Annotated in this window: 16 protein-coding genes; 8 read left to right on the top strand and 8 right to left on the bottom strand. The window is 70.0% G+C overall.

The features are described from left to right. Positions 1–18: 18 nt before the first annotated feature. The 5 genes from egtA (at position 19) to egtE (ending at position 5483) form a co-directional block, all read left to right on the top strand. A complete protein-coding gene (gene egtA, locus A5773_RS00725) occupies positions 19–1302 on the top strand; it encodes an ergothioneine biosynthesis glutamate--cysteine ligase EgtA (RefSeq protein ID WP_066955817.1) in 1284 nt (427 codons plus the stop codon). Positions 1303–1370: 68 nt separating this feature from the next. After that, positions 1371–2666 carry an ergothioneine biosynthesis protein EgtB gene (egtB, locus tag A5773_RS00720; RefSeq protein WP_067788941.1) on the top strand — a complete coding sequence of 432 codons (1296 nt, stop codon included), beginning with the start codon at positions 1371–1373 and terminating at the stop codon, positions 2664–2666. Further along, the gene (gene egtC, locus A5773_RS00715; protein WP_067788906.1) at positions 2666–3379 is read left to right on the top strand and encodes an ergothioneine biosynthesis protein EgtC; all 714 of its coding nucleotides are present in this window, start codon (positions 2666–2668) and stop codon (positions 3377–3379) included. Before egtB ends, egtC begins: the two co-directional genes overlap by 1 nt. Beyond that, positions 3376–4341, top strand: a complete 966-nt coding sequence (gene egtD / locus A5773_RS00710) for an L-histidine N(alpha)-methyltransferase (protein ID WP_066955811.1) — start codon at positions 3376–3378, stop codon at positions 4339–4341. The genes egtC and egtD overlap by 4 nt, the downstream gene beginning before the upstream one ends. Further along, positions 4338–5483, top strand: coding sequence for an ergothioneine biosynthesis PLP-dependent enzyme EgtE (gene egtE, locus A5773_RS00705; RefSeq protein WP_067262832.1), 1146 nt, complete (start codon positions 4338–4340; stop codon positions 5481–5483). Before egtD ends, egtE begins: the two co-directional genes overlap by 4 nt. On the opposite strand, the gene A5773_RS00700 is transcribed toward egtE, so the two are convergent. Together A5773_RS00700 and A5773_RS00695 are read right to left on the bottom strand one after the other, a co-directional pair. After that, a complete protein-coding gene (locus A5773_RS00700; RefSeq protein WP_067262829.1) occupies positions 5480–6160 on the bottom strand; it encodes a class I SAM-dependent methyltransferase in 681 nt (226 codons plus the stop codon). The genes egtE and A5773_RS00700 overlap by 4 nt on opposite strands. A gap of 20 nt (positions 6161–6180) precedes the next feature. Next, positions 6181–7653, bottom strand: a complete 1473-nt coding sequence (locus tag A5773_RS00695) for a glutamate--cysteine ligase (protein WP_066955802.1) — start codon at positions 7651–7653, stop codon at positions 6181–6183. An 84-nt stretch (positions 7654–7737) separates the two neighbouring features. Between A5773_RS00695 and glpK the strand changes: the two genes are divergently transcribed. After that, positions 7738–9258, top strand: coding sequence for a glycerol kinase GlpK (gene glpK / locus A5773_RS00690; protein WP_082948014.1), 1521 nt, complete (start codon positions 7738–7740; stop codon positions 9256–9258). Between the two features lie 27 nt (positions 9259–9285). Here the strand turns inward: glpK and A5773_RS00685 are convergent, their stop codons facing one another. Then, on the bottom strand, positions 9286–10002 hold the full coding sequence (locus A5773_RS00685) for a PadR family transcriptional regulator (RefSeq protein WP_066955799.1): 717 nt from the start codon (positions 10000–10002) through the stop codon (positions 9286–9288). Positions 10003–10211: 209 nt separating this feature from the next. Between A5773_RS00685 and A5773_RS00680 the strand changes: the two genes are divergently transcribed. Continuing rightward, positions 10212–10604: a hypothetical protein gene (locus tag A5773_RS00680; RefSeq protein ID WP_067788903.1), complete on the top strand. Its 393-nt coding sequence runs from the start codon at positions 10212–10214 to the stop codon at positions 10602–10604. Here the strand turns inward: A5773_RS00680 and A5773_RS00675 are convergent. Further along, positions 10601–11479: an RDD family protein gene (locus tag A5773_RS00675; RefSeq protein ID WP_066955793.1), complete on the bottom strand. Its 879-nt coding sequence runs from the start codon at positions 11477–11479 to the stop codon at positions 10601–10603. The two genes, A5773_RS00680 and A5773_RS00675, sit on opposite strands and share 4 nt — an antisense overlap. 36 nt (positions 11480–11515) lie before the next feature. Here A5773_RS00675 and A5773_RS00670 point away from each other — a divergent pair, with 36 nt between their 5' ends. Further along, positions 11516–12508 carry a stage II sporulation protein M gene (locus tag A5773_RS00670; protein ID WP_067788901.1) on the top strand — a complete coding sequence of 331 codons (993 nt, stop codon included), beginning with the start codon at positions 11516–11518 and terminating at the stop codon, positions 12506–12508. Between the two features lie 132 nt (positions 12509–12640). Here A5773_RS00670 and A5773_RS00665 read toward each other — a convergent pair whose 3' ends face one another. Genes A5773_RS00665 through A5773_RS00650 form a run of 4 tightly spaced genes read right to left on the bottom strand, consistent with a single transcriptional unit; the run spans position 12641 to position 16735 of the window. Continuing rightward, positions 12641–13963: a DUF58 domain-containing protein gene (locus A5773_RS00665; RefSeq protein ID WP_067788898.1), complete on the bottom strand. Its 1323-nt coding sequence runs from the start codon at positions 13961–13963 to the stop codon at positions 12641–12643. Then, a complete protein-coding gene (locus A5773_RS00660; RefSeq protein WP_369817296.1) occupies positions 13963–15042 on the bottom strand; it encodes an AAA family ATPase in 1080 nt (359 codons plus the stop codon). Before A5773_RS00660 ends, A5773_RS00665 begins: the two co-directional genes overlap by 1 nt. Continuing rightward, on the bottom strand, positions 14937–16082 hold the full coding sequence (locus tag A5773_RS00655; protein WP_067788939.1) for a DUF4350 domain-containing protein: 1146 nt from the start codon (positions 16080–16082) through the stop codon (positions 14937–14939). Before A5773_RS00655 ends, A5773_RS00660 begins: the two co-directional genes overlap by 106 nt. Further along, entirely contained in the window at positions 16082–16735 is a 654-nt protein-coding gene (locus tag A5773_RS00650) for a DUF4129 domain-containing protein (RefSeq protein WP_066955782.1), read from the bottom strand. The genes A5773_RS00655 and A5773_RS00650 overlap by 1 nt, the downstream gene beginning before the upstream one ends. Between the last annotated feature and the right edge of the window lie 9 nt (positions 16736–16744).

The raw sequence follows: 16744 nt of genomic DNA, 5'->3' as shown, positions 1-16744 counted from the left end.
GCCCGGAGGGATAGTGATATGACGTTTGCCGCTATCACTACCGCCGGCTCCGAGCTGGCCAGTCCCGAGATGGCCGATTCCAAGACCGCCGCGCGCTACATCGCAGACGGTTGCATGGTGGACGCCCCGCTGGGGCGTGTGGGTCTGGAACTGGAAGCCCACTGCCACGACCCGGCCGACCCGCATCGCAGGCCCGGTTGGCAGGAGATCGCCGACGTTCTGGGGCACTTGCCCGAGCTGCCGGGAGGCAGCCGGGTCACGGTGGAACCCGGCGGTGCGGTGGAGTTGTCCGGCCCGCCCGCCGAAGGGGTGGCGGCCGCCATCGACGCGATGCGGCGCGACCAGGCCGTGCTGCGGTCGGCGTTCGTCGATGGCGGGCTGGGCCTGGTGTTCCTCGGGGCGGATCCGCTGCGGCCGCCCAAGCGCATCAACCCGGGTGCGCGTTACCGCGCCATGGAGCAGTTCTTCGCGACCAGCCGCTCGGGTGAGGCAGGCGCGGCGATGATGACGTCCACCGCGTCCATTCAGGTCAACCTGGACGCGGGCCCGCGGGCCGGCTGGGCGGAACGGGTGCGGCTGGCGCACGCACTCGGGCCCACCATGATCGCGATGGCGGCGAACTCCCCGATGCTGCGCGGCGAGTTCACCGGGTGGGCCTCCACCCGGCAGTGGGTGTGGGGCCAGATGGACTCGGCGCGGTGCGGACCCATCCTGGGCGCCAGCGGCGACGACCCGGGCACCGACTGGGCGCGCTATGCGCTCAAGGCGCCGGTGATGCTGGTGCACGCCCCGGACGCCACCGCGGTCACGCATTGGGTGCCATTCGCCGACTGGGTCGACGGCCGGGTGCTGCTCGGCGGTCGCCGCCCCACCCTCGCCGACCTGGAATACCACCTGACCACGCTGTTCCCCCCAGTGCGCCCGAGGCAGTGGCTGGAAATCCGCTATCTCGACAGCGTGCCGGACGACTTCTGGCCGGCCGTTGTGTTCACTCTGGTGGCCCTGCTCGACGACCCGGTCGCGGCGGACACCGCGGCCGAAGCGGTCGAGCCGGTGGCGACCGCCTGGGACACGGCCGCCCAGGCGGGACTGCGTGACCGGCGGCTGTACGCCGCGGCCAACAAGTGCGTGGCCGTCGCCGCTCAGCTGGCGCCGCCCGAACTCGGTGATTCGATGCAGCGGCTGGTCGACGCCGTCGAGCGGGGCCGATGTCCCGGCGACGACTTCTCCGACCAGGTGATACAGCAGGGCATCGCGGCTACGGTTGCCAAGGCGGCGCGATCCTCGCAAGGGGGGCTGTGAGCTTTCCCGATGATTCCGACCCGCTGCGCGGAGTCCCCGGCAAGCGGGAGGTGCCCCCAGCGCCGCGCTTGCGGTCGTCATGCCGGGCAAGTCTTGCCGATGATCTGGCGCGGGCGCGGACGCGGACGTTGCGGCTCGTCGAGTTCGACGACGCCGAGCTGTATCGGCAGTACGACCCCCTGATGAGCCCACTGGTGTGGGACTTGGCGCACATCGGTCAGCAAGAGGAGTTCTGGCTGCTGCGCGGCGGTGACCCCGGCCGGCCCGGCATGTTGCCGGCGGCAATCGAGGGCCTCTACGACGCCTTCGTCCACTCCCGCGCGAGCCGGGTCGAGCTGCCGCTGCTGTCGCCGGACCGCGCGCGGGCGTATTGCGCCACGGTGCGGTCCGCTGCCCTTGATGCCCTCGATGCGCTGCCGGAGGAGAGTGACGACTTCGCGTTCGCGTTGGTGATCAGTCACGAAAACCAGCACGACGAAACCATGCTGCAGGCGCTGAACCTGCGCACCGGCGCTCCGCTGCTGCGCGACTCGGCGGCGCTGCCGGCCGGCCGCCCCGGGCTGGCCGGCACCTACGTGCTGGTGCCCGCCGGTCCGTTCGTGCTGGGCGTGGACGCCGCGAGCGAACCGTATTCGTTGGACAACGAGCGTCCCGCCCACGTCGTCGAGCTGCCCGCGTTCCGGATCGGCCGGGTGCCGGTCACCAACGGCGAATGGCGGCACTTCATGGAAGACGGCGGCTACCTCCAACCTCGCTGGTGGTCCGAGCGCGGCTGGGAGCATCGCCAGCGCGCGGATCTGACAGCGCCACAGTTCTGGAGCCCCGACGCACGAACGCGCACCCGGTTCGGCCACGTCGAAGACATCCCTGCCGACGAACCGGTGCAGCACGTTTGCTACTTCGAGGCCGAGGCATACGCAGCCTGGGCCGGCGCGCGGCTGCCCACCGAGATGGAATGGGAGAAGGCCTGCGCCTGGGATCCGGGCACCGACAGTCGCCGCCGCTACCCGTGGGGAGCGCAGCCGCCCTCCGACGCCCTCGCCAACCTGGGCGGAACGTCGTTGCGTCCGGCACCAGTCGGGGCCTACCCCGCCGGCGCCTCGGCGTACGGGGCGGAACAGATGCTCGGCGACGTGTGGGAGTGGACCAGTTCGCCGCTGCGGCCCTGGCCGGGATTCCTTCCGATGATCTACGAGCGCTACTCGCAGCCGTTCTTTCTTCAGGACTACCGGGTCCTGCGCGGCGGCTCGTGGGCCGTAGAGCCCGCAATCCTGCGGCCGAGCTTCCGCAACTGGGACCACCCGATCCGGCGCCAGATCTTTTCTGGCGTCCGGTTGGCTTGGGACGTCGAGGATTTCACCTGATGTGCCGTCACCTCGGCTGGCTTGGGACCGACGTCACCGTCTCCTCGCTGCTGCTGGACCCGCAGTACGGCCTGCGGGTGCAGTCGTATGCCCCGCGTCGGCAGAAGCACGGCCTGCTCAACGCCGACGGTTGGGGCGTCGGCTTTTTCGACGACTCTTCTGGACGGCAAGTGCCCCGCCGCTGGCGTAGCCACGCGCCACTGTGGGGCGACACGTCGTTCGACTCCGTCGCACCGGCGCTGCGCAGCCGCTGCGTGGTTGCCGCGGTCCGCTCGGCGACGGTCGGCATGCCGATCGATGTCAGCGCTACGGCGCCGTTCACCGACGGTCAATGGATGTTGTCGCACAACGGCGTGGTGGACCGCGCCGCGTTACCCATGAGTTCGCAGGCCGAATCCGTCTGCGACAGTGCACTACTCGCGGCCGCCATCTTTGAGCGGGGCCTCGACGCGCTCGGCGCGACCATCACCGAGATCGCGGCAGCCGACCCGGACGCCCGGCTGAACATATTGGCGGCCAACGGCTCTCGCCTGCTCGCCACCACCTGGGGCGACACGTTGTCCATCTTGCGCCGCGCGGACGGCATTGTTCTGGCCAGCGAGCCCTACGACAACGACCCCGGCTGGGAGGACGTGCCGGACCGCCACCTCGTCGAGGTCACCGCGACGGGCGTCGCGCTGACCCCGCTGGATCACTCGGAAGGTTATCGATGACGCTGACTTTGTCCAACCACCTGGCCGCCGACTCTGCGGATCAGGCGCTGCGCCGAGATGTGTTCGACGGCCTGCAGCGGACGCCGAAGTCATTGCCGCCCAAGTGGTTCTACGATTCGCTGGGCAGCCACCTTTTCGATCAGATCACCCGGTTGCCCGAGTACTACCCGACCCGCGCGGAGGCCGAGATCCTGCGCGCGCGGTCGGCCGAGGTTGCGGCGGCCAGCGAGGCCGACACCCTGGTGGAGTTGGGCAGCGGGACGTCGGAGAAGACCCGGCTGCTGCTCGACGCGCTGCGTGAACGCGGATCGTTGCGCAGATTCGTCCCCTTCGACGTCGACGCAGGCATACTGTCGACGGCCGCGGCGGCGATTCAGCAGGAATATGCCGGCGTCGAAATCAACGCCGTATGCGGCGATTTCGAGGAACACCTGACCGAGATCCCAACCGGCGGGCGGCGCCTGTTCGTGTTCCTGGGGTCGACGATCGGCAACCTGACGCCCGGACCGCGCACGGCGTTCCTGTCGAGCCTGTCCGCCCAGATGCGCCCGGGCGACAGCCTGCTGCTGGGCACGGACCTGATCAAGGACACCGGCCGGCTGGTGCGCGCCTACGACGACTCGACCGGGGTGACCGCGGCGTTCAATCGCAATGTGCTGGCGGTGATCAACCGGCAACTCGACGCCGATTTCGACGTCGAGGCCTTCGAGCACGTGGCCCGCTGGAACGCCGACGAGGAACGCATCGAAATGTGGTTGCGCGCCAGCCGTGCCCAGCGGGTCCGCGTCGACGCGCTCGACCTGACCGTCGATTTCGCGGCCGACGAGGAGATGCTCACCGAGGTGTCGTGCAAGTTCCGCCCCGACGGGGTGAGCGCCGAATTGGCCCGCGTGGGACTGCGCCGCACCCGGTTCTGGACGGACGCCGCGGGTGATTTCGGGTTGTCGTTGGCCGTCAAGTGACGGCCGGCGGTTCGCTTGCGGACCGCTGGCGGGCGGCCCGCCCGCCCGTGGCCGGGCTGCACCTGGACAGTGCGGCGTGTTCGCGGCAGAGCCTTACGGTGATCGAGGCCGCCGCCCTGCACGCGCGCAACGAGTCCGAAATCGGCGGTTATGTCGCGGCCGAGGCGGCCGCACCCGCGCTGGACGCCGGGCGGGTGGCGTTCGCCGCACTGGCCGGCGTGCCCGACGCCGAGGTGGTGTTCACCACCGGTTCCCTGAACGCGCTGGATCTGCTGCTCGGCGGCTGGCCCGCCGACCGCCGCACGCTGGCGTGCCTGCCCGGTGAATACGGCCCCAATTTGGCGCTCTTCGCCGCCCACGGCTTCGACCGTCAGTTGCTGCCGACGCTCGACGATGGGCGGGTCGCGCTCGACGACGCGGCGCTGGCGCTCGAGGCCGACCCGCCCGATCTGGTCCACCTCACGGCGGTCGGCAGCCACAGCGGTGTGGTGCAACCGCTGTCGATGATCGCGCAACTCTGCCGCGAGTTGGGCCTGCCGCTCGTCGTCGACGCCGCCCAGGCGCTGGGCCAGGTGGACTGCGCGGTCGGCGCCGACGTGACGTATGCGTCGTCGCGCAAGTGGATCGCGGGGCCGCGCGGTGTCGGCGCGCTCGCGGTGCGACGTGAGTTGATGGAGGGCCTGCGTCCGCGTCTGGCGCCGCCGGACTCGCTCGCGGGCTCGTGCACTGTCGCCCAGCAACTCGAATTCGGCGAAGCCAATGTCGCAGCGCGCGTGGGCTTTTCGCTGGCGTTGGGGGAGCACTTGGCGTACGGGCCACGGGCCGTGCGCGCGCGGCTGGCCGAGTTGGGCGCCACCAGCCGCCGGGTGCTGGCCGACGTGGCCGGGTGGGCGGTGGTCGAGGAGGTCGACGAGCCCAGCGCCATCACCACCCTTGCCCCGGTCGACGGCGCCGATGCCCAAGCGGTGCGGGCGTGGCTGCTCGCCGAGCGGCGGATCCTGACCACCTTCGTCGGCGTGCAGCGGGCTCCCCTGCGGCTGGCCGGTCCGGTGCTGCGCATCTCGCCGCATGTCGACACCACGGCCGAGGACCTGCAGACCTTCGCCGAGGCGCTGATCGCCGCGACGGCGGCGACGTCTTAGCCCGCTTTGTGCGCCGTCAGCAGGTAGGCCGGCATCTTCATCCGGCCTTTGTCATCGCGATCGTGCGGCGGAAATTCGAAGGGCGCGTTGGGGATTTCGACGACGTTGGACAGGATGAAGGCCGGCCGGATCTCGTCGACTTCCCAGTACTTGCTCACCGCGGCGCGCAGTTCGTCCTCGTCGACCTCGTTGGGCTTCGGTTCCATCTCGGCTGGGAAGGCGCCCTTGGCGAACACCAGCACGAACAGGGTGGCGCCCGGCGCCGCCGCGCGGTGGATGGAGCTCAGGTAGCCGTCGCGGCCCTCGACCGGCAGCGAGTGAAACAGCGTGGAATCGACGACGGTGGAAAACCGGCCGTCATAACCACTGAACGACGTGATGTCGGCCTGCACGAAGCTGGCCGTGGTCAAGCCGCGCTCCTGGGCCGCCTTGGTGGCCGCCGCGACGGCCGTCGGCGTGAGGTCGACACCGACAACCGTGTAGCCCTGGGCTGCCAGCGCCAACGACAGTTCGGCGACCCCGCAGCCGGCGTCGAGCACATCGCTGCGGAATTTCCCGGCCGCGCCCAGTGCGGCCAGTTCGGGTTGCGGCTCACCGATATTCCACGGCGGCGGACCCTCGAAGTGCGCCCGTTCGCGGTATGCGCTGTCCCAGTCCATAACGTGATCGCCCGTCATGGTTTTCAACGTACCCGCGGTCAGGACTCCCAGGTGTGCACCGGCTCGTTGGCGTGCATGTGCTCGCAGTACCGGCGCAGCATCTCTGCCAGCGCAGCCGGCCGGGTCATCCCGCCGTCTTCCAGAGCGCGGACGGTGGATACCTGCCAGCTGGCGCCGTTGCGGCCCGATCTGGCGCGGCCCTCGATGACGCCGAGGAAGCGGTCCCGCACCTCGGCGTCCATTCCCCACCGGCGCAGTCCCTCGTCGGCGATCGGCAGCAACGTATCCAGCACCAACGCGGTCGCCGTCACAGGGCCCCGACCCGGCCAATGCAGCCGGGCATCGATGCCGTGTCGCGCCGCCTCGAGGAAATTCCCTTGTGCCGCAGCGAAATCCATCTGAGACCACAGGGGATGGTCGTCTTCGGAGAGGGTGCGCAGCACGCCGTAGAAGAAGGCCGAATTGGCCAGCATGTCCACGACGGTCGGCCCGGCCGGCAGTACCCGGTTCTCCAGCCGCAGGTGCGGGCGCCCGTCGACCACGTCATAGACCGGACGGTTCCACCGGTACACCGTGCCGCTGTGCAGCCGCAGTTCGGACAGTTGCGGTGCGCGCCCGGCGGCCAGCTCGGCGGCCGGATCCTCGTCGGACACCTCGGGCAGCAGGGACGGGAAGTAGCGGAGGTTCTCTTGATACAAGTCGAGCACCGAGCTGATCCACCCTTCGCCGAACCACACCCGCGGCCGCACGCCCTGGGACTTGAGCTCCTCCGGCCGGGTGTCGGTGGACTGGGTGAACAGCTCGATGCGGGTCTCGGCCCACAACTGGTGACCGAAGAAGTACGGCGAGTTGGCGCCCAACGCCAGCTGCGGGCCCGCCACCACCTGGGCCGCATTCCAGTTGGCGGCGAACGTTTCCGGGGCCACCTGCAGATGCAATTGGATGCTGGTGCAGGCGGATTCGGGCGCAATCGACACGGCCTGCCAGCTCAGCGGCTCGGGGCCGGAGATGTTGATCGGGATGTCCTCGCCGCGGGCGGTGAAGATCGAGTCATTGAGCGCCGCGTACCGCCTCGAGTCGCTCATCCAGCCGGTGGTCAGATGCTCGGGCATCAGCGTGGGCAGGATCCCGATCATCACGATGTGCGCGCCACCCACGCCGGCTTTGGTCTCCGCATCGTTCAGACTGGCCCGCACCTCGCCTTCCAGATCGAGCGCGGTGTGTCCGGGCAGGGCGTGGGGCGGCACGTTGAATTCGATGTTGTAGGCGCCCAATTCCGGCTGGAACGCCGGATCCCCGATGGCATCCAGCACGTCGCGATTCGACATCGCGGGCTGGTAATCGGCGTCGACGAGGTTGCACTCGATCTCCATGCCGGTCAGCGGCTTGGCCGAGTCAAAGCGCGACTGTTCCAGCATCGTCTCCAACACGTCCAGGCAAACCTGGAGCTTGCGCCCGTATTCCCGCCGATGTGCGCTGGTGTACGTGGTGCGCTTGACCTCTTCGCCCACACCGCCGATGGAACAGGGTTACCGGCGGTAACGCAAGCTACCCGGCCGCTTGTCGAGTTCACCCGGACGTGATGGACTCCTGACGTGTCCGCTGAGTTCGTCGCCGCCATCGACCAGGGAACCACCAGCACTCGCTGCATGATCTTCGATCATGACGGGGCCGAAGTGGCCCGCCATCAACTCGAGCACGAACAAATCCTGCCCCGCGCCGGCTGGGTCGAGCACGACCCGGTCGAAATCTGGGAGCGTACTTCGTCGGTGCTGATGTCGGTCCTGAATCGTGCCAATTTGACCGCCAAACACATTGCCGCGCTTGGTATCACAAACCAACGGGAGACCACGCTGGTGTGGAATCGGCGCACCGGGCGGCCCTACTACAACGCGATCGTCTGGCAGGACACCCGCACCGACCGCATCGCGTCGGCGCTGGAACGAGACGGCCGCGGCGACGTGATTCGCCGCAAGGCCGGCCTGCCGCCGGCGACGTATTTCTCCGGCGGCAAACTGCAGTGGATCCTAGAGAACGTCGACGGGGTGCGCGAGGCCGCCGAGAGCGGTGACGCCTTGTTCGGCACGCCGGACACCTGGGTGTTGTGGAACCTGACCGGAGGCACGCGCGGCGGCGTGCACATCACCGACGTGACCAATGCCAGCCGGACCATGCTGATGGACCTGGAAACGCTCGACTGGGACGACGAGCTGTTGTCGTTCTTCGCCATCCCGCGTGCGATGCTTCCGGCGATCGCGCCGTCGTCGTCGCCGCAACCGTATGGCGTCTCCGCGCAGGCCGGGCCGGTCGGTGGCGAGGTGCCGGTGACGGGGGTTCTCGGTGACCAGCACGCGGCGATGGTGGGCCAGGTGTGCCTGTCGGAGGGCGAGGCGAAGAACACCTACGGCACCGGAAACTTCCTGCTGCTCAACACCGGCGAGACGATCGTGCGGTCGAACAACGGCCTGTTGACCACCGTGTGCTACCAGTTCGGCGACGCGAAACCCGTTTACGCCCTTGAGGGTTCGATCGCGGTCACCGGCGCTGCGGTGCAGTGGCTGCGCGACCAGTTGGGCATCATCAGCGGCGCGGCGCAAAGCGAGTCGCTGGCGCGCCAGGTCGCCGACAACGGCGGAGTGTATTTCGTCCCGGCCTTTTCCGGGCTGTTCGCGCCCTATTGGCGATCCGACGCGCGCGGCGCGATTGTCGGGCTGTCGCGGTTCAACACCAACGCGCACCTGGCCCGCGCGACGCTGGAGGCGATCTGCTATCAGAGCCGCGACGTGGTGGATGCCATGGCGGCGGATTCCGGTGTGCGCCTTGAGGTATTGAAGGTCGACGGCGGTGTCACCGGCAACGACCTGTGCATGCAGATTCAGGCCGATGTGCTCGGCGTCGACGTGGTGCGTCCGGTGGTCGCCGAGACGACCGCGCTGGGCGCGGCCTACGCGGCGGGGTTGGCGCTGGGGTTCTGGGCCGATCCGTCCGACCTGCGGGCGAACTGGCACGAGGACAAGCGCTGGGCGCCGGCCTGGACCGACGAGCAGCGCGCCGCCGGGTACGCGGGTTGGCGTAAGGCCGTGCAGCGGACCCTGGATTGGGTGGACGTCACCTGATCCAGGGTCCGCTGGGTCTGTCGGGGCTCAGTCTTCGCCGAGGATGCCGTAGACCTCGCGCCGCGCGTTGTTGAGGATTTCGACGATGCGCTGCTGCTGCTCGGCGGTGGCGGTGTGCGCGGACTGCGCGACCGCGCCGAACAGCTGGCCGATGGCCGCCCGCAGGTTCATGTGACCCGGGTCGGCGCCTTCGGCGATCTCGTCCCACGGCGGTGTCTCGACCTTTTCCGCCGCCGCGCGACCCTCGTCGGTCAGCTCGAAGAGCTTCTTGCTGCCCTCGCTTTCGCTGGCGGTGATCAGGCCCTCGTCGGTCAACAGCTGCAGCGTCGGATAGACCGAACCGGGGCTGGGCTTCCAGAGCCCGTTGCTGCGTTCGGCGATCTGCTGGATCATCTCGTAGCCGTGCATGGGGCGCTCGGCCAGCAGCGCCAGGATGGCCGCGCGGACGTCGCCGCGTCTTCCGCGGCCCGGGCCGCCACGGCGCCATCCGCCGCGTCGGCCGCCCGGCCCGAAGCCGAAACCGGGACCGAAGCCGGGGCCGAAACCCGGGCCGAATCCGGGACCAAATCCGGGCCCGAAGCCCGGGCCGTCGTGGTCGGGGCCGTGCTCGCGGAGGTGTTCGAAGAACTCTTGGCGAGCGCGCCGGCGGGCGCCGTGCGGGGCGCGCCGATGTGTGTCGGGACCGAAGCCGAAACCGGGGCCGCCTGCGAACGGGCCGCCCGTGGGGGGGAAGGGGTTGTACATGTCTGTTCCTTACGTCTGAAGGGGAAGCGCACCGTACGCTTCGAAGTATCACGATATATCGGAAAGTATCGCGATGCAACGGGCGAACCCTATGTTGTGCTTCAACGCAGCCGTTAAGACGCATGACCTGCGGTGTTGGGCCGGCGGGTCGGTTCGTTGGGACGCGCCGGCCCGTTTGCACTCGCCGGGCGGCGGGTAGGAACTTTGGGATGAACGCCGACAACTCCGACCTTTCGGTCGGCAGCGGGACCTCGACCGCGGCCAGCCCCGCGCAGGGCGGCACCGGTGGTGGGCGCAACGTGTGGCCGTGGGTCAACTGGGCCCTGGCGCTGGCCACGGTGCCCGCCGCCGCCATCGTCATGCTCTTCGCGCTCGGCGCGGTGATGAGTACCGACGGCTGCAGCGACCGCAGTTGCCCCAACCTCGGCCACGGCGGCATCAGTTTCGGGGTCGCGTTCTACGGCGCGCCCGCGGTTGCGGTGGTCGTAATCGTCATCTCCCTGTTCACCGCGAAACGCCGCGGCGGCATCGCCGTCCCGCTGTGCGGCTGGGCGCTGTTGATCGCCGACGTCGCCCTGATGGCGGCGAGCGTCTCCGGTTAACCGGGCGGCGCGAAACCGCCCGGCGCGGGATGCGGCGGCCCCTGCTGGGGTGCACCCGGGTCCGGCCATGGGACCGTCTGCTGTGGTGGCGGGGCCGGCCAGGCCGGCCACGGCGCGGCGCCCGGCGGCGGCATGGCGGGTCGAAGTCGCGCCAGTTCGCGGCGGTGCCGTTCGGCGAGCACGGCCGCCAGCACCAGTTCCGGCGGGGCGCCCGGCGGGGGCGGCGGGGCGATGCGGGACACCACATCACCGGCGATGCGATAGGCCATCTGCAGTCGTAATTGGCGATCGAGTTGTGTTGCCCGCGAGAGGAATTGGCGTGCGACCTCGGCCTGACCGGGGGACAGGCCGGAAAGTTGCAGGGACGAGGCCCACCAGGCCAGTGAAGGCGGCATCACGGGCGGGGGGCCGAGGCGGGGACCGCGTTCGTTCACGACGACGGTGCCGGCGAAGATGTCGCCGACTCGCTTGGCCTTCGGCGACAGGATGCTGCAGATGACCGCGGGACTGCCGAACAGCATCCAAATCTCGACCACCGCCGCGAGGGCCCGAAAGAGGGCCTGCCGGAAGCGTTCTGGCCCGCCGTCGTCGGACACCACCCGAAGCCCCATTGCGATCTTGCCCACCGAGCGTCCGCGCGTCGCCGTTTCGAGCACCACCGGATAGCCGACGATCACCACCACGGTGAAGATGAGCAGGATGGCGGTGCTCAGCGCGGTGTCGAACTGGGTCAGTGTGGCGGCCCACAACATCAGCCCCAGGAGATAGCAGACGACGATCACGGCGATATCGATCAGTGCGCCCACGGCCCGCACCGGCAACTGGGCGATCTGCACGTCGAGCACGACGGCGTCGCCGGTCACCACCTCCGACATAACACCGAACGGTACAGGGCGATTAGGCTGCGCAGGGTGGACGTCGACGCATTCGTGCTGGCCCATCGCGGTACGTGGGACCGCCTCGACCGGCTGGTCGCAAGGCGTCGCTCACTGACCGGCGCCGAGGTCGACGAGCTCGTCGAGCTCTACCAACGGGTGTCCACCCACCTGTCGATGCTGCGCTCGGCCTCGTCGGACTCGCTGTTGATCGGTCGGCTCTCGAGCCTCGTCGCGCGCGCCCGTTCCGTGGTGACCGGCGCCCACGCGCCGTTGAGCGGTACGTTCGCCCGGTTCTGGACGGTGTCTTTCCCGGTGGTCGCGTACCGGTCGTGGCGGTGGTGGCTGGGCACCGCGGTGGCGTTCTTCGCCGTGGTGTTCATGATGGCGTTCTGGGTGGCCGGCAATCCCGAGGTGCAATCTGCCGCCGGAACACCAAGCGACATCGAACAATTGGTGAACCACGACGTCGCCTCCTACTACAGCGAACATCCCGCCGCCGCGTTCGCCCTGCAGATCTGGGTGAACAACTCCTGGGTCGCCGCGCAGTGCATCGCGTTGTCCGTACTGCTGGGGCTGCCGATCCCCATCGTGCTGTTCCAGAACGCGGCCAACCTGGGACTGATCTCCGGGCTGATGTTCCAGGCGGGCAAGGGCGGTGTGCTGCTCGGGCTGCTGATTCCGCACGGGCTGCTGGAGCTGACGGCGGTGTTCCTGGCGGGGGCGGCGGGGATGCGGCTGGGGTGGTCGGTGATTTCGCCCGGCGACCGGCCACGCGGGCAAGTGCTCGCCGAACAGGGTCGCGCCGTCGTGTCGGTCGCGATCGGTCTGGTGGGTGTGCTGCTGGTCTCGGGGTTGATCGAGGCGCTGGTGACACCATCGCCGCTGCCGACCGTCGTACGGGTCGGCATCGGGATCATCGCCGAGGCGGCGTTCCTGACCTACATCGTGTATTTCGGTCGCCGCGCGGCAAAGGCCGGGGAGACCGGCGACATCGAAGACGCGCCCGACGTGGTTCCGACGAGCTGAGCGCTCGTCGCCGGGCTCTATCCGATTGCCCGGCTTCTTCTCACGCCGCTGCGGGGCGTGCATCGTCGCCGGGCTACAGCCGATTGGCCCGGCTTCTTCTCACGCCGCTGCGCGGCGTGCATCGTCGCCGGGCTACAGCCGACCGGTGGCCTTCATCGCCAGGTAGTGGTCGGCCAGGGCGGGGGCCAGTTCGGTGGGCGGGGCATCGACGACCTCCACCCCGCTGCGGCGCAGGCGAGTGGCGATCGCGCGGCGGTCGTTGCGTGATCGTTCGGCGGCCGCCGCGTCGTAGACGGCGGCCGGGTCGGAACGCCCGGCGGCCAGTTGGTCGACTCGAGGGTCGGCGACTGCGGCCACCATCAGGTGGTGTCGGGCCGACAACTGGGGCAGCACCGGCAGCAAGCCCTCGTCGAGCGCGGTCGCGTTGAGGTCGGTCAGCAGCACCACCAGCGATCGTCGGCGGGCCCGCCGCGCAATGGCGGAAACCATTGCGGTCCAATCCGGTTCGAGCAGCGCGGGTTGCAGGGGGGCCATCGCCTCGACCAGGTGGGCGAGCAGCTCGGTGCGCGACGCGCCGAAGACGCCGGCCCGGCTGACCCGGTCGTGCGCGAGGAAGTCGACGTGATCGCCGGCCCGCGACGCGAGCGCCGCCAGCAGCAGCGCGGCATCCATCGACCAGTCCAGCCGGGGCCACCCCGCGGGATCGGCGGCCGTCGGATCGACACCCACCCGGCCCGCCGAGGTGCGCCCGGTGTCGAGCACGATCACCACCCGCCGGTCGCGTTCGGGGCGCCAGGTGCGGACGACGACGTCGGCGCGACGCGCGGTGGCGCGCCAGTCGATCGACCGCACGTCGTCACCGACGACATACTCGCGCAGCGAGTCGAATTCGGTTCCCTGGCCGCGGATCAGCGTCGGCAGCAGCCCGTCGATCTCGCGGAGCTTGGCCAGCCGCGCCGGCAGGTGCTTGCGGGACAGGAACGGCGGCAGCACCCGCAGCAGGCCCGGCACCGCCTGCGACCCTTGCCGCCCCGCCAGCCCCAGCGGCCCGATGGACCGGGCGGTGACCACTGCGGCGCGCTGCTCGCCGCGGCGGACCGGCCGCAGCTGGGACTGGATGTGCTGATGCTGCCCGGCGGGGATGTTCACGGGATGGATGCGCGGTCGCGCGCCGGCGCTGGGCGGCCAGGCGTCGCGAACCTGGCCGCGAAACCGCCACCGGCCGTCGTTGTGGATCAGCAGCCCGACGTCCACCTGCTGTGCGAGCCGGGCGGAGCGATCCGGCGAGCGGATGTAACGCAACCTGCGGGTGCTGGCCGCCAACCCGATGTCCACGGCCACCACGGCCGCCAGCGTGACCGCCAGCACGGCGAAAGTCCTTGCCGGCCAGGGTGACAACGCAATGGGCAGGACGCACATCAGCGCGACCAGCCCGGCGCGTCCGGTCAGGACCACTAGCGGGGCACCGGAACCGAGGCCAAGATCCCGTCGAGCACACCGTCGGGTGTGGCCCCTTCGAGCTCGGCCTCGGGGCGCAGCATCACCCGGTGCCGCAGCGTCGGGCGGGCCATGGCCTTCACGTCGTCGGGGGTGACGTAGTTGCGGCCGGAAAGCCAGGCCCAGGAACGCGCCGTGGCCAGCAGCGCGGTGGCCCCGCGCGGCGAGACGCCCAGCTGCAACGCGGGCGAGGAGCGGGTGGCCCCGACGGTGTCGACGATGTATCCCAGGATCTCGTCGGCGACCAGCACGTGGCGCACGGCGTCGCGCCCGGCCGCCAGTTCGGCGGCCCCGGCCACCGGTTTGATCGCCGACAGATCGCGGGGATCGAAGCCGTGCGCGTGCCGGGCGAGGATGGCGATCTCCGAATCCCGCGGCGGCAGAGTCACATTCAGCTTGAGCAGGAACCGATCCAGCTGCGCTTCGGGCAGCTGGTAAGTGCCCTCGTATTCGACGGGGTTCTGGGTCGCGGCGACGATGAACGGATCGGGCAGCGGCTGGGCGACGCCTTCCACGCTGACTTGGCGCTCCTCCATCGCCTCGAGCAGCGCGGCCTGGGTTTTCGGCGGGGTCCGGTTGATTTCGTCGGCCAGCAGCAGGTTGGTGAACACCGGGCCGGGCCGGAACTCGAAAGCGGCTGTGCGCGCGTCGTATACCAGCGATCCCGTCACGTCGCCGGGCATCAGGTCGGGGGTGAACTGCACCCGCTTGAACTCCAGTTGCAGCGCGGCCGCCAGCGCGCGCACCAGCAGCGTCTTCGCCACTCCCGGAACGCCTTCCAGCAGCACGTGGCCACGGCACAGCAGCGCGATCACCAGGCCGCTGACCACCCCCTCCTGACCGACGACGGCCTTGCCGAGCTCGGTACGCAACGCCAGCAGCGCCTCTCGCGCCGATTCAGCGGTGGGGGTCGAGGCGGTAGATGGTTGCGTCACGTCCGTGTGACCTGCCTTTCGATGTCGTCGAGCGCACGGGCAAGTTGTAGCAAGTCGTGGTCGGTCGCCGGGGGCGGGCCGAACAGCTGGTAGGAGACGAATGCCGGGTCGGCCCCGCTTCGCCCGGCCACCGCGGCCGCCACCGCCGATGGTGACGCCCCGATGCTCAGACCCAGCCGGGGCACCAGCCGCTGCAGCGTGGCGGTGCGCAGTGCCGCGGCGGCGCGGTCGCCCGCCCGGCGGGAACGGTACAGGCGGCCGCGGCCCTCCACGGTTTCCGAAGCGCGCACCACTACGGGCAGCTCCTCGGCGATCAGCGGGCCGGGTCGACGGCCCCGCCACAGGGCGACCAGCAGCACAACCAGGCAGAGTTGCCAGACGATCCATGTCACGTTCTGCGGGATCAGGTCGCCAACCGAGCCGGGCGGCGGTGGTTCGCCCTCGACGCGGTGGGGCGCGTACCAGATCAGCCGCGGCCGGGCGCCCGCCAGGTTCATCGCCAGGGCGGCGTTGCCTGCTTGCAGCAGGGCGCCGTTGGTCAGGAAGTCGGTGCTGCCCACCGCCGTGGTCGTCCGCCCGCCGTCGCGGAAGCGAATCAACGCACCGTCGTAGCAACGGGTGATCGCCCGACCGTCGCTGGCGCGGTAGGTGTCGCTGGGCCCGAATCGCACCGGACCGGCCCGGGTGGCCTCGCGCAGCGTGCAGTCTGGATCGGTATCGAAGGTGCCGGCCGCCGAGACGCGCAGGCCGGGCAGCAATGCTTCGCGGGTCCGCGCCGTCGGCTCCACCAGCAGCAGATCGCCGGGCGCCTTCGCCAGCCGGTCCAGCAGCGGGGCGGTCAGGTATTGGCTCTGCGCCACCAGGATCAGCGCGTCGGGCCGCGCCGCCCGTTCCACCTCGGCGATGCCGTCGGCGACCACCACGTCGACGCCGCCGCCGCGCAGGAGTGCCACCAGCGCGTGCGCGCCGTCGGGAGCCGTCGATGCCGGATCCATGCGGGCGCCGGGGCGCGGCGCGGTCAGATAGGCATCGACGCCGGCGATGGCGGCGAGCACGACCAGGGTGAGGATGACCCAGCGCCAGGACCGCCAACGCTCCATCGGCGTCGGGCCGGCGGCTTCGGGACGCCCGATGGTCGCCATCACCGCACCTGCGCCCACGAGTCGGTGGCGGCGGACTGCGCCGGCCCGGCGGGCACGGCCGCCGAGCGGGACCGCAGGTGGTCGTCGAGGTCGGCGATCATCCGATATGCGCCCTGGGTTCCGGGTTGTTCGCCGTAGGTGACGTCGTTGAAAGCTGTTGCGGCTTGGGATAATTCACCGGCCAGATGGGGCAATGCGGCGCCGGCGTCGGAGGCCAGCTCGTTGGCGGTACGGCCGGGTGCCGGGTTCAGCACGCCGGTCTCCTCGAGCTGACGGGCGACGGCCCGTAGTCGATGACGAATCGCGGCGGCCCACTCACCTTGCGCCGCGTAGTTTTCGGCGGTCGCGCGATGCTGGGCCGCGGTGAGCTGTGCGGCTTCGAACAACTGGTAGTCGGCACCCCGCCTGGTGCGCATGGTGCGCCGCGCGATGTGGACGGCGACCGCCAGCGCGATCCCCAGCATGATGAAAAGTACCGTCGCCGTGAGCCATCCGCCTGGCAGCGAGGCCGTCTTCTGCAGTAGTCGGTAGATCGTCTCGTTGAGCCATTCGGCTATTTGCTGCTCGGCCGAGCCTTTGGAGTAGATCGGTTTGTTCAGCTCGTCCTGGGCGGCCTGGTGCGCGGCATCGCGGTCGATGTCGATGGAGGGCACTGTCTCACT

It is taken from the genome of Mycobacterium sp. 852014-52450_SCH5900713, assembly GCF_001667075.1.
Taxonomy (GTDB): domain Bacteria; phylum Actinomycetota; class Actinomycetes; order Mycobacteriales; family Mycobacteriaceae; genus Mycobacterium.
Note: the sequence above shows the minus strand (reverse complement) of the source record. Positions and strands in the feature narration are given on the sequence as shown.